This is a genomic window from [Rhizobium] kunmingense (assembly GCF_977018605.1).
The window spans coordinates 1,699,583-1,711,694 of record NZ_CDRNXG010000001.1 but is presented as its reverse complement, the minus strand read 5'-3'; the positions used below and the strand labels follow the sequence as shown (position 1 = coordinate 1,711,694).

Here is a 12,112-nt window from a genome sequence, read left to right as displayed (position 1 = left end):
TCTGCGCAGGCCGCCCACCGGAAACGAAAACACCCGCCGGAAGCGCGGCGGGTGATATTTGCTGCTACGGCCCGAAACCCGACATCATCCTCGGGCTGCTCCGAAGATCTGACCAAGTCAACCGGATCAGGTCGTTACGGATCCTCGGGACAAGCCTGAGGATGACGAGGCAAGCCCCCCTTACCGCCCGTTCACCGCACGCCATTCGGCAAACAGCGTCAGATTGTTCTCGTCGGTGGCCGGATAAAGCCCGATGATCGTATGCCCCGCCTTCACGCGCTCGACGGCAAAGTCCTCGTAGGCCGTCATCTCGACCGCCTCATCGGCGATCTCGTCGGCAATCTCCGCCGGGATGACGATGACGCTGTCGTCGTCGCCCACCATGATGTCGCCCGGAAACACCGCCACGTCGCCGCAGCCGATCGGCACGTTGATATCGATCGCCTCGTGCAGGGTCAGGTTGGTCGGGCTGGAAGGCCGATGGTGATAGGCGGGAATATCCAGCTCGCCGATCGTCATCGCATCGCGAAACCCGCCATCGGTCACCACGCCGGCCCCGCCGCGCACCATCAGCCGGGTGATCAGGATGTCGCCGGCAGATGCCGCGCGCGCATCCTTGCGGCTGTCCATGACGAGAACCGCCCCTTCCGGGCACGTCTCGATCGCATGGCGTTGCGGGTGTTTGGGATCGCGGAACACCGTCATCGGATTGCGATCCTCGCGCGCCGGCATGTAACGCAGCGTGAATGCCGGGCCTACCATGTTGCGGCCCTTCGGCCGAACCGGCCGCACGTCCTGGATCGTCTGGTTCCTGAGGCCGCGCTTGTAGAGCGCCGAGCAGAGCGTCGCGACGGAAACGCCCATCAATTTGTCACGGGTAGCGGGGTTCATGGTTCCTCCTAGATGCATAATCAGTTGATCGCCGGCTCGGCCACCTTGGCGCCGAACTCGGTCTTCAGGAAATCGAAATCACAGCCCTTGTCGGCCTGCTCGATATGCTTTGAGAACATGAAGCCGTAGCCGCGCTCATAGCGCGGCGCGGGCGCCACCCATGCCGCCTTGCGCGCCGCAATCTCCTCTTCGGGAACCAGCATGTTGAGGCTGCGCGCCGGAATATCCAGCTCCACCATGTCGCCGGTCTTCAACAGCGCCAGCGGCCCGCCGACAAAGGCTTCCGGTGAGGCATGCAGCACGCAGGCACCGAAGCTGGTGCCGGACATGCGCGCATCGGAAATCCGCACCATGTCGCGCAGGCCCAGCTTCAAGAGCGCCTTCGGCATCGGGATCATCCCCCATTCCGGCATGCCCGGCCCGCCCTGCGGCCCGGCATTGCGCAACACAAGCACCGTCTCCGGCGTCAGCGGATAGTCCGGGTCGTCGATGATCGTCTTCATTTCGGCATAGCTGTCCGCCACCAGCGCCGGCCCCTTATGCCTGTGAAACTTCGGATCGCAGGCTGCCGGCTTGATCACCGCCCCATCCGGGCAGAGATTGCCCTTCAGCACCGCCAGCGACCCCTCGTGATAGACGGGGTTGGAAAGCGGCCGGATGACATCCTCGTTGTAGATCTTCACCTCCGCCAGCCCGTCCGTCAGCGGCCTGCCGGTCACGGTGATGGCGCTCTGATCCAGCTTGTCGCCGAGCTGCTTCATCAGCGCGCGCAGCCCGCCCGCATAGAAGAAATCCTCCATCAGGTATGTCGTGCCGGAGGGACGAATATTGGCGATCACCGGCGTCGTGCGGCCGATCCGGTCGAGATCGTCGAGCTCAAGCGGCACGCCGGCGCGGCGCGCCATGGCGATCAGGTGGATGATCGCATTGGTCGAACAGCCCGTCGCCATGGCCACCGTCACCGCATTGTTGACGGCAGCCGGCGTGATCACCTTGTCCGGCGTCAGGTCTTCCCAGACCATCTCGACGATCCGCCGCCCACAGGATGCCGACATGCGCTGGTGGTTGGCGTCGGCGGCCGGAATGGACGAGGCATTCGGCAGCGTCAGCCCCATCGCCTCGGCAATCGCCGTCATGGTCGAGGCCGTGCCCATGGTCATGCAGTGGCCATAGCTGCGGGCGATACCGCCCTCGATCCCCTGCCATTCCTCCTTGGAAATCGTCCCGGCCCGCCGCTCGTCCCAGTATTTGAACCCGTCTGTGCCCGACCCGAGCGCCTTGCCGGCATAATTGCCACGCAGCATCGGCCCGGCCGGCAGGTAGATGAAGGGAAGTCCCATCGATACCGCACCCATCACCAGCCCCGGCGTGGTCTTGTCGCAGCCGCCCATCAGCACCGCGCCGTCGATCGGGTGCGAGCGCAAGAGTTCCTCCGTCTCCATCGCCAGCATGTTGCGATAGAGCATGGTCGTCGGCTTGACGAAGTTTTCCGACAGCGACAGCGCCGGCAGTTCCATCGGAAAGCCGCCCGCCTGCAGGATGCCGCGCTTAACCCATTCCGCCCGCTCGCGAAAGTGCATGTGACAGGGCTGGGCATCCGACCATGTGTTGATGATCGCGATGATCGGTCGGCCCTCCCAGTCTTCCGGCGCATAGCCCATCTGCATGGTGCGCGACCGATGCCCGAACGACCGCTGGTCGTCCGGCATCATCCAGCGCGCCGAGCGCAGCTCCTCGTAAGTCTTTTTCTTCGTCGTCATTCCTTAACTCCTCGCGCCGCAGGGCGCAGCCGATCGGCTCCTCAGAAGCTGATCCCGTTGTCTGCAATGAAAGTCGAAAGTGCCGCCTGCTGAGGTGCCGTCAGCGGCCAGGCCGACGGTGGCCGCGTCGGGCCGCAATCGTGGCCGATCAGCGCCAACGCCGCCTTCACCCCGGTCACGTTCGTACCGTTCATCTCCTCCGCCCGCACCGCCTCGAAAGCCTTCATCCCCTCGATCAACCGGTTGGCGCCCGCATAGTCGCCCGCCTCAAGCGCCGCGTGGATCTCGACGGATCGCTGCGGCCAGACATTGATCAGCCCGGAGGTAAACCCTTGCGCACCGACCGCATAGAATGCCGGCGCCCAGACCTCCGCAAGCCCGCCCACCCAGACGATCCCAGCATCGCAGGCGGACATCGCTTCCGACAGTTTCAAAGGATTGGGCGTCGCCCATTTGACGCCGATGACGGAAGGGATCGCGCAGAGATCGGCAATCGCCTTCACGCCGATCGCATCGTTGCGCAGATAGAGCACGACCGGCAGTCCGTCGGCCGCATCGGCCACCGCCCGCACGTAATCGACAAGCCCGCGCGGTGAGGAAAACGGATCCGGCGGCTGGTGGATCATCAATGCCGAGGCGCCAGCCCGGCGCGAGACCGACGCCAGCCGGCAGGCATCGCGGACACCCCGCCCGACGCCGGCCACCAGCGGCACCCGGTCGCCCACATGCTCGGTCGAGGCCTCCACCATGGCCTCCGCCTCGTCGAGCGTCAGCGCGTAGAACTCGCCGGTATTCCCGTTGGCGACCATGACATGGACGCCGGCGGCGATCGCCCGCTCGACGACCGGTTTCTGCCTTTGCGGCAGGATATCGCCGTTCTGGTCGTAGGGCGTCACCAGAATGCCGGATATGCCCGTCAGCGCTGTTTTCAGATCCTGCATCATCGCCTCCTCATTCCGTAAACGCTTCTTCGCGCTTGCGGCTGATGCTCGGCGACAGCACGAGCGCCAGAACCACGACCGCGAAGATCAGCAGCGAAAGGCTGAGCGGGCTGCGCACGAAGATCGACGGATCGCCCTGACTGATCAGCATCGCCCGACGAAGGTTCTCCTCCAGCATCGGCCCGAGAATGAAGCCCAGCAGAAGCGGCGCCGGCTCGAAGCGCATCTTGGAAAGCGCAAAGCCGATGACGCTGAAGCCGGCCATGACGAACACGTCGAAAACGCTGTTGTTGATGCTGTAGGCGCCGATGCAGCAGAAGCCGATGATCGCCGGGAAGAGCAGATGATAGGGCACCGTCAGCATCCGCACCCAGAGCCCGATCAGCGGCAGGTTGAGGATGACGAGCATCAGGTTGCCCGACCACATCGACACGATCATGCCCCAGAACAGGGCCGGTTCGTCGGAAATCACATTCGGTCCGGGCGTGATGCCCTGGATGATCATCGCCCCCACCATCAGCGCCATGACAGGATTGCCGGGAATGCCGAGCGTCAGCATCGGAATGAACGAGGTCTGTGCGCCGGCATTGTTGGCGCTTTCCGGCGCTGCCACGCCCTCGATCGCGCCTTTGCCGAATTCGGCGCGGTTGGGTGAAACGCGCTTCTCGACAGCATAGGCAGCAAACGAGGCCAGCATCGCCCCGCCACCCGGCAATACACCGAGGAAGGAGCCGAGCGCCGTACCGCGCAGCACCGGGGCGATGATCCGCTTGAAATCCTCTCGCGTCAGCATCAGCCCGGTGACGCGCTTGACGCCGACCGAACGCTGATGCTCGCCTTCCAGATTGCGCAGGATTTCGCAGATCCCGAAAATGCCCATGCTGACGGCAACGAAATTCAGCCCGTCATAGAGCTCCGGAATATCGAAGACATAACGCGGCGTGCCGCTCTCCACATCGGTACCCACCGTGCCGAGGATCAGCCCGAAGACAATCATCGCGAAAGCCTTCAGTAGCGAGCCGCTGGCCAGCGCCACCGAAGCCACGAGACCTAGCACCATCAGCGAAAAATACTCCGCCGGCCCGAAATTGAGCGCCACGGCGGCAAGCGGCGGGGCGGCAACGGCCAGCAGGATCGTCGCCACCGTGCCGGCAAAGAACGAGCCGAGCGCCGCCGTCGCAAGTGCCGCCCCGGCCCGGCCGTTGCGCGCCATCTGATACCCGTCGATCGCGGTGACGACCGAAGAGCTTTCGCCCGGAAGATTGATGAGAACCGCCGTGGTCGAGCCGCCGTATTGCGCGCCGTAAAAGATGCCGGCCAGCATGATCAGCGCCGATTCCGGCGGAAGGCCGAAGGTGATCGGCAAAAGCATGGCGATCGTCGCCGTCGGCCCAAGCCCCGGCAGAACACCGATCGCGGTGCCGAGCAGACAGCCGACGAAGCCGTAAAACAGGTTCATCGGCATGAAGGCGGTCGAGGCACCGAGCCAGAGGTTCGAGAAGAGATCCATAGAAAATCCAATCCGTTTTCGTCGGTCGAGCAGAGGAGCGCGAGATATGACCCGCTAGAAAAGCTCGCCGATAAAGGGGATCCACGGCCCGAAGGCCTGCACCGGAAGTGCCAGAAGCTTGGTGAAAAGAACGACCGAACAGATCGAGAGAAACAGCCCGAGCAGGATCGAATGCCGCCAGTTGGCATAGCGGCTGGCGGTTGCCACGCCGACGATCAGCAGCAGCATCGTGGGTGCCAGCCCAAGCCCGGAAAGCAGCAGACCGAAGCCGACCGGTCCGAGGATCACAAGGAAATACGCCTTCCAGTTCCAGGCCTCAGGCTCGCCCGCCTCACCCTCCACGATCAGCGACTGGACGATGATCAGTGCACCGATCGCCATAAGAAGCAGGCTCAGCATGGTCGGGAAATAGCCCGGCCCCATCTGGAAGGAATTGCCGACCTGGAGTTCGCGGCCGAACCAGATGAACATGAGGCCGACACAGATCATCGTCACGCCGCCGACGAAGTCGCGGCCGTTTCTAATTTTCAGCATGGCATGTCACTCGCTTGGGAAAGATATGCCGGCCGAAGCTCGCGCCCGGCCGGCAGGGTGCCTTACTGCAGCGGCACGTTGGCGGCCTTGATGACGTCGGCCCACTTGGCTGTTTCCTTGTCGATGAACGCCTGGAATTCGGCCGATGTATTGCCGACCGGCGTCACGCCCATCGCCTTCAGCTTTTCCTGCATTGCCGGCTCGGCAATGATCGCCTGCACTTCCTTGGAAAGCTTCTCGACGATTTCCGGCGGCGTGCCGGGAGGGGCGAAGAGACCGTGCCACGAGGTTGCCTCGAAACCCGGAATGGTTGCCGCCATCGTCGGTACGTCCGGCAGGAGTGCTGCCGTCTCCAAGCTCGTCACCGCAAGCGCCTTCACCTTGCCGGCCTTTACCTGCTGGGCGGCGGTCGGAATGTTGTCGAACATCATGTCCACGTGACCGGCCACGACATCGAGGATCGCCTGGCTGCTGCCCTTGTAGGGTACATGGGTGATCTTGATGCCGGCCTTGGTCGCCAGAAGCTCGCCCGCCAGATGGATCGAAGTGCCGACGCCCGAGGACGCATAGGTATGCTTGCCCGGCTCGGTCTTCAGGAAGGCGATCAGTTCCTCGACATTGTTGGCCTTGATCTTGTCCGGGTTGACGACCAGCACGTTCGGCAGGCTGGCGATCAGCGAGATCGGCGCGAAACCCTTTTCCTTGTCGTAGGGCAGGGTCTTGTAGAGCGTCTGGTTGATGGCGTTCGAGCTGACCGTGCCCATGCCGATCGTATAGCCGTCCGGCTTCGAGCGAGCGAGATCGCCGAGACCGATATTACCGCCGGCACCGGGCTTGTTCTCGACGATGAACCGCTGGCCGAGCCGCTTGTCCAGCTCTTCCGCCACCAGACGGCCGAACGTGTCTGTATTTCCGCCGGCGGCGAACGGCACCACAACCGTCACTGTCTTGTTCGGATAATCCTGCGCATGGGCAGCCTGCATGCCGGTCGCGCAGATCGCAGCCGTAACGGCCGCAAACGTCATGAAACGCTTGAGCTTCATAATACTTCCTCCACTTGTCCGGCCTCCTGCCGGTCCAGATCCTCCACCTCATCGACCCTCCGACGAAGAAATGAAAGCGCTTTCATTGTAACTTCAAAATTCTCGCCTGCAACTGCGGCGGGCAAAATTTTAATTCATAAAATTCAATAGATTAATATGTACAGTGCTAAATTTAGCAGTTCGGCACTTGATAATACACAAAATGAAAGCGTAACTCATTTCGACAGGAATGGTGATCATGGCCGATTACGACAAGAGCAAGCATATCATGACTGGCGGCCCGGTGACGCTGGCCGATATCGCCAAGCTCGCAGGCGTCTCGCCGGTCACCGTCTCGCGCGCCATCAACACCCCGGCGCTGGTCAAGCCTCGCACGCTGGAGGCGATCGAAAAGGTCATTGCCCGCACCGGCTATGTGCCGAACCTGCTCGCCGGCGGCCTGGCTTCACGTCGCACACGGCTGATCGCCGCCATCGTCCCCTCGGTCGCCAGCACGATCTTTGCCGAAACCATCGAGGGCCTCAATGCCGAACTGGTTTCCGCCGGTTACCAGCTGCTGCTCGGCCTTTCGGGCTATGATGCCGGCCGCGAGCTGGAGCTGACCCGCGCCATCCTCGCCCGCCGACCGGACGGCATCATCCTCACCGGCATCACCCATATGAAGGAAACCCGCGCCATGCTGACCGGCGCCGGCCTGCCGATCGTCGAGATCTGGGATTCCACCCCCTCGCCGCTCGATACCGCCGTCGGCTTTTCCCATGCGGCGGTCGGCGCGCTCGTGGCCTCGCATCTTCTCATCCGCGGTTACGACCGTTACGCCCAGGTCGGCGCCAACGACCCGCGCGCCGTCCAGCGCCGCGACGGTTTCGTCGACCGGTTGAAGGGGATTGCCGAGGTGGAACTGCCGGACCTGGAAATGAATTCGCCCTCCACCTTCAAGGACGGAAGGCTGGCGATGGCGCAGCTTCTCGACAAGGGAGGCGGCTCGCTCGGCGTCTTCTGCTCGTCGGATGTCGTCGCCCATGGCGCGCTGGCCGAGGCCCACGCACGCGGCAGCAAGATGCCGGAGGACCTCGCCATCATCGGCTTCGGCGATTTCGATTTCGCCCCGCACACCCATCCGCCGCTGACGACGGTGCGCATCGACCGCCGTGACATCGGCACCAAGGCCGCCCGCTCGATCCTCAGGAAGATCGAGGGCGACGGAAATGTGGAAGCGATGATCGACATCGAATTCCACATCGTCGCCCGCGGCACCGCCTGAGGCGAGCCAAGTCACGTTGAGCCGAACAGAACCGGCTCACGCCCGAATGTCAGGGCCGCTTGCCGAACTCCGCCGTGCCCCTTACCCAGTGCCCGGCCTGCTCGGACAGCGTGAACCCGAGTCCCGGCCGGTTCGGCACCAGCATTCGGCCGCCCTTGATCTCGAGCCGTTCGTTGAACAGCGGGTCCAGCCAGTCGAAATGCTCCACCCATGGCTCCAGCTCATAGGCCGCCGCCAGATGCAGGTGGATTTCCATGGCGAAATGCGGCGCAAGCTGCAGCTTCTTCGCCTCCGCCAGCGCGCAGATCTTCAGGAACTGCGTGATGCCACCGACCCGCGGCGCATCCGGCTGGATGAAGTCGACCGAGTTGTTCTGGATCAGCGCGATATGCTCCAATACGCTCGCCAGCATCTCGCCCGTCGCGATCGGCGTGTCGAGTTGGGCGGCGAGCGCCGCATGGCCCTCGACGTCATAGGCATCGAGCGGCTCTTCGATCCAGGTTAGATGATAGGGTTCCATCATCCGGCCGAAACGCATGGCGCTCGGGCGGTCCCATTGCTGGTTGGCGTCGACCATCATCGCCGCCCGGCCGCCGATCTTTTCATGAACGGCCGCGACGCGTTTCAAGTCGACCGCCATGTCCGGCTGCCCGACCTTGATCTTGATACCGCCGATGCCGGCCGCGATCGATGCTTCGACATTGTCGAGCACTTCCTCGATAGGCGATGACAGGAAGCCCCCGGACGTGTTGTAGCACTGCACGCTGTCGCGATGCGCGCCGAGCAGCTTTGCCAGTGGCAGACCGGCCCGCTTCGCCTTCAGGTCCCACAGCGCCACGTCGAAGGCGGCGATCGCCTGCACCGCAAGCCCGCTACGCCCGACCGAAGCACCCGCCCAGCACAGCTTGTTCCACAATTTGCCGATATCGTTCGGGTCCTCGCCGATCAGCACATGCGCGATTTCCCTGGCATGCTCGTACTGCCCCGGGCCGCCGGCGCGCTTGGAATAGCTGAAGCCGATACCGCTATGACCGTTCTTCGTCTCGATCTCGGCAAACAGGAAAGCCACTTCCGTCAACGGCTTCTGCCGCCCGGTCAGCACCTTGGCATCGCTGATCGGCGTCTTCAAAGGCAGGAAGATCGACGAAAGCTTGATCCATGCAATGCTGTCGGCCTCGACCACCGTTTGCACGGCCTCGTTCTGCATAACATTCGTCTTGGTCTGCGTATCCATAGGCACCACCCTCCATCTTCTCCGCCCTCAAGAAAGGGCCCTCTCGGCTTGACCAATACGCGCCTGATCCATTTAAGTCCAAATCGTTTATTGACGCAGATCGATACTGGAATTGACTAAATGCTGGATCTGGGACAGGTGAGATCATTCGTCGCGGTCGCTTCCGAGCTGAATTTCAGCCGCGCCGCGCGACGCCTGAACATGACGCAGCCGCCGCTCAGCCGCCAGATCAGGCTGCTCGAACAGACACTCGACGTCACGCTTTTCGAACGCAGCAGCCGGCGCGTCACGCTCACCCCTGCAGGCCTCGCCTTCCTCGCCGAGGCGCAAAAACTCCTGGCGCAAAGCGATGCCGCCGTTACGGCCACCCGCAGGGCCGCCCGCGGCAGCGCCGGCTCGATCCGCATCGCCTTCGTCGGTGCCGCGACCTACGGCTTCCTGCCCGCCTTCATTGGTGCAGCAAGGGCACAGGCGCCGCAGATCGAGCTGGAACTGGTACAGATGGAAACCGCCGAACAGCTGCAAGCTATCAATGCCGGCGATATCGACCTTGGCCTGTCACGCCCCCTCACCGGCCCGCATCATCTCGAGAGCCTCGGCGTTGCCCGCGAGCCGATGATGCTCGCCATCCCGCGCTCGCACCCGCTGGCGTCAAGGCGCCGGCCGGCACTCGACACGCTGAACGGCGAACCTTTCATCATGTTTTCGCCCCAGGCCCGTTACCTGCATGAGAAGCTGACGGCACTGATGGCCGAGAGCCGCATCACGCCGCGCATCGTCCAGAACATGACCCACTCGCAGGCCATCCTGTCGCTGGTCAGCGCCGGTATCGGCCTTGCCATTGTGCCGGGCGCCACCCGCAATGCCTGTTTCGACGATGTCGTCTTCCGCACGCTCGATCTTGCCGAGCAATGCATCGCTGAGCTTCACGCCGTCTGGAGCCCGCAGAACCGCAATCCGCTTCTCGCCGACATCCGCACTGTGATTGCCGCGCTCGCCTCCCGCGATGCCTCGGCCTAATCCCGCATTTCCGCCGCGATCGACAGAAGCCAGGCCTCGAAAGTGCGCATCGACTGGCTGACGGCCGAGCTTTCCGGCCGGGCGAACCAGTACCCGTAGTCGCTGCGATAACCGAGCCCGTTCGGATTGACGAGACGCCCCGCCGCCAGATCCTCCAGCATCAGCCCGCGAGGAATGAGAGCCATCCCCTGCCCCGCAAGGGCGGCACGGATCACCATCGTATAATAGCCGAACCGGGTGATATGGCGCACCGAAAGATCGGCGCGGCCGCCGGCAGCGGCAAAGTGCTGCCAGTGAAATTCCGTCTGCGGGTGCTCCAGCATCACGCCCGCCGCCACATCCTCGATCGTCTCCGGCATGCCGAGCTTCTGCCAGTAGGACGGCGCGCTGACCAAAAGCACATCGCGGCCGAACAGGTAATTCGTCACTTCGTCAGGCTTCGGCTCGGTGATGAACCGAAACATCCCGTCCGGCACTTCCGATTGGGTGGGCGACACAAAGGTTGTAAACTGAACCTCGATATCGGGATGCGCCTCGGTGAATTCGGCAAAGCGCGGCAAAAGCCAGCGATCGCCGAATATCGGCGGCACCTGCAGCCGCAGCACCCGCGGCCCGGGCTTCAGCCGTGCCACCCGAAGCGCCGCATCCTCCATCGCCTTGAGGGCGATCCGCGCCTGCTCGATATAGATGGTTCCAACCTCGGTCGGGATCATCCCGCGCGGCGTGCGCACGAAGGCCGGGCTGCCGATCAGCTCCTCCAGCGTCCGCAACTGCTTGCTGACCGCGCTCTGCGTCAGATTTGTGCTGTCGGCAGCGGCACTGGTCGAGCCGCGCTCGGCAATCGCAAGCAGCACCCGAAGCGCCGTGGTGGAAGGCAGTTGCCTGTTGCTGGACATGGGTCTTCGCCGTTTCTGAGCGCGCAGCAGGCATCGGGTACAGTGCGCGACCTGAATATCGATCTAGTCGTTTTCGTCATACCCATCAAAATTTGACTTGTCCACCGCCTGCTGCGATTGGCGTTTCGCTCTGCCTTCAATGCCCCTTGCCGCATTTTCGTTTTCGCCTAGAATAGCAAAAAAACGAAAATCGGGGAGTTCAATGCACCTGACCAGTCGACAGGAAGAGATCCTGGCGCTCGCCAAGACGCAAGGACGGGTGCTGGTGGAAGATCTCGCCAGCCATTTCCAGGTCACCCCGCAAACCATCCGCAAGGACCTGAACGACCTCTGCGACGCCAAGGCGCTGAACCGCATCCATGGCGGCGCGGTCTTTCCGAGCGGCAACGAGAATGTCAAATACGAGGCCCGCCGCTCCATGGCGGCGGCGGAAAAGCAGGCGATCGGTCGCGCGGCGGCCGAAATTATCCCGGACAATTCCTCGCTCTTCATCAATATCGGCACCACGACGGAAGCGGTCGGCGAGGCCCTGACTGATCACCGAGAGCTGATGGTGATCACAAACAACATCAACGTGGCCAACAGGTTACGCATATTTCCATCGATCGAGGTCGTCATCGCCGGCGGTGTCGTGCGTGGCTCTGATGGCGGCATCGTCGGCGAGGCGGCGGTCGATTTCATCCGTCAGTTCAAGGTCGATTATGCCGTGATCGGCGTTTCCGCAATCGATGCCGACGGCGCGCTTCTCGACTTCGATTTTCGCGAGGTGAAGGTGGCGCAGGCCATCATCGCCAATGCCCGCCATGTCATCCTTGTCTCCGACGCGTCGAAATTCGAGCGCACCGCACCCGTGCGCATGGGGCATGTCAGCCAGGTCCACACCTTCATCACCGACCGCTGTCCGTCGGAAGAGATCAGAAGAATTTGCGCCGAACGCGAAGTGCGGCTGATCGAGACCGGCTGATCCAAGCTTGAATTTGCTTTCCATCAATCTTCATTTGACATTCGTTTTTCTTTCA

At 62.9% G+C, this 12,112-nt stretch carries 11 protein-coding genes; 3 read left to right on the top strand and 8 right to left on the bottom strand.

The window, feature by feature from the left end:
* Nucleotides 1-180: 180 nt before the first annotated feature.
* From AC0JZ4_RS08270 to AC0JZ4_RS08245, 6 genes are all read right to left on the bottom strand, one after another.
* Nucleotides 181-891, bottom strand: a complete 711-nt coding sequence (locus tag AC0JZ4_RS08270) for a ribonuclease activity regulator RraA (RefSeq protein ID WP_471885903.1) — start codon at nucleotides 889-891, stop codon at nucleotides 181-183.
* Between the two features lie 20 nt (nucleotides 892-911).
* Nucleotides 912-2,651, bottom strand: a complete 1,740-nt coding sequence (gene araD / locus AC0JZ4_RS08265; RefSeq protein ID WP_471885902.1) for an L-arabinonate dehydratase — start codon at nucleotides 2,649-2,651, stop codon at nucleotides 912-914.
* 41 nt (nucleotides 2,652-2,692) lie between these two features.
* Entirely contained in the window at nucleotides 2,693-3,595 is a 903-nt protein-coding gene (locus AC0JZ4_RS08260; protein WP_471885901.1) for a dihydrodipicolinate synthase family protein, read from the bottom strand.
* A gap of 7 nt (nucleotides 3,596-3,602) precedes the next feature.
* On the bottom strand, nucleotides 3,603-5,102 hold the full coding sequence (locus tag AC0JZ4_RS08255) for a tripartite tricarboxylate transporter permease (protein WP_471885900.1): 1,500 nt from the start codon (nucleotides 5,100-5,102) through the stop codon (nucleotides 3,603-3,605).
* A gap of 54 nt (nucleotides 5,103-5,156) precedes the next feature.
* A complete protein-coding gene (locus tag AC0JZ4_RS08250; protein WP_471885899.1) occupies nucleotides 5,157-5,636 on the bottom strand; it encodes a tripartite tricarboxylate transporter TctB family protein in 480 nt (159 codons plus the stop codon).
* A 62-nt stretch (nucleotides 5,637-5,698) separates the two neighbouring features.
* Entirely contained in the window at nucleotides 5,699-6,679 is a 981-nt protein-coding gene (locus AC0JZ4_RS08245) for a Bug family tripartite tricarboxylate transporter substrate binding protein (protein WP_471885898.1), read from the bottom strand.
* 238 nt (nucleotides 6,680-6,917) lie between these two features.
* On the opposite strand from AC0JZ4_RS08245, the gene AC0JZ4_RS08240 reads away from it, so the two are divergent.
* Nucleotides 6,918-7,943: a LacI family DNA-binding transcriptional regulator gene (locus tag AC0JZ4_RS08240; protein ID WP_471885897.1), complete on the top strand. Its 1,026-nt coding sequence runs from the start codon at nucleotides 6,918-6,920 to the stop codon at nucleotides 7,941-7,943.
* Between the two features lie 49 nt (nucleotides 7,944-7,992).
* Here AC0JZ4_RS08240 and AC0JZ4_RS08235 read toward each other — a convergent pair whose 3' ends face one another.
* On the bottom strand, nucleotides 7,993-9,150 hold the full coding sequence (locus AC0JZ4_RS08235) for an L-talarate/galactarate dehydratase (RefSeq protein WP_471887840.1): 1,158 nt from the start codon (nucleotides 9,148-9,150) through the stop codon (nucleotides 7,993-7,995).
* Nucleotides 9,151-9,297: 147 nt separating this feature from the next.
* On the opposite strand from AC0JZ4_RS08235, the gene AC0JZ4_RS08230 reads away from it, so the two are divergent.
* Nucleotides 9,298-10,197 (top strand): LysR family transcriptional regulator, encoded by a 900-nt coding sequence (locus tag AC0JZ4_RS08230; RefSeq protein WP_471885896.1) that lies wholly within the window; start codon nucleotides 9,298-9,300, stop codon nucleotides 10,195-10,197.
* Here the strand turns inward: AC0JZ4_RS08230 and AC0JZ4_RS08225 are convergent.
* Nucleotides 10,194-11,093, bottom strand: coding sequence for a LysR substrate-binding domain-containing protein (locus tag AC0JZ4_RS08225; protein WP_471885895.1), 900 nt, complete (start codon nucleotides 11,091-11,093; stop codon nucleotides 10,194-10,196). The two genes, AC0JZ4_RS08230 and AC0JZ4_RS08225, sit on opposite strands and share 4 nt — an antisense overlap.
* Nucleotides 11,094-11,295: 202 nt before the next feature.
* Here AC0JZ4_RS08225 and AC0JZ4_RS08220 point away from each other — a divergent pair, with 202 nt between their 5' ends.
* Nucleotides 11,296-12,057 carry a DeoR/GlpR family DNA-binding transcription regulator gene (locus AC0JZ4_RS08220; RefSeq protein WP_471885894.1) on the top strand — a complete coding sequence of 254 codons (762 nt, stop codon included), beginning with the start codon at nucleotides 11,296-11,298 and terminating at the stop codon, nucleotides 12,055-12,057.
* Nucleotides 12,058-12,112 lie beyond the last annotated feature (55 nt).

Bases quoted from the DNA above. Each gene is read 5' to 3' on its own strand.
- AC0JZ4_RS08270 (WP_471885903.1), bottom strand. From the start codon at position 891: ATGAACCCCGCTACCCGTGACAAATTGATGGGCGTTTCCGTCGCGACG.
- araD (WP_471885902.1), bottom strand. From the start codon at position 2,651: ATGACGACGAAGAAAAAGACTTACGAGGAGCTGCGCTCGGCGCGCTGG.
- AC0JZ4_RS08260 (WP_471885901.1), bottom strand. From the start codon at position 3,595: ATGATGCAGGATCTGAAAACAGCGCTGACGGGCATATCCGGCATTCTG.
- AC0JZ4_RS08255 (WP_471885900.1), bottom strand. From the start codon at position 5,102: ATGGATCTCTTCTCGAACCTCTGGCTCGGTGCCTCGACCGCCTTCATG.
- AC0JZ4_RS08250 (WP_471885899.1), bottom strand. From the start codon at position 5,636: ATGCTGAAAATTAGAAACGGCCGCGACTTCGTCGGCGGCGTGACGATG.
- AC0JZ4_RS08245 (WP_471885898.1), bottom strand. From the start codon at position 6,679: ATGAAGCTCAAGCGTTTCATGACGTTTGCGGCCGTTACGGCTGCGATC.
- AC0JZ4_RS08240 (WP_471885897.1), top strand. From the start codon at position 6,918: ATGGCCGATTACGACAAGAGCAAGCATATCATGACTGGCGGCCCGGTG.
- AC0JZ4_RS08235 (WP_471887840.1), bottom strand. From the start codon at position 9,150: ATGCAGAACGAGGCCGTGCAAACGGTGGTCGAGGCCGACAGCATTGCA.
- AC0JZ4_RS08230 (WP_471885896.1), top strand. From the start codon at position 9,298: ATGCTGGATCTGGGACAGGTGAGATCATTCGTCGCGGTCGCTTCCGAG.
- AC0JZ4_RS08225 (WP_471885895.1), bottom strand. From the start codon at position 11,093: ATGTCCAGCAACAGGCAACTGCCTTCCACCACGGCGCTTCGGGTGCTG.
- AC0JZ4_RS08220 (WP_471885894.1), top strand. From the start codon at position 11,296: ATGCACCTGACCAGTCGACAGGAAGAGATCCTGGCGCTCGCCAAGACG.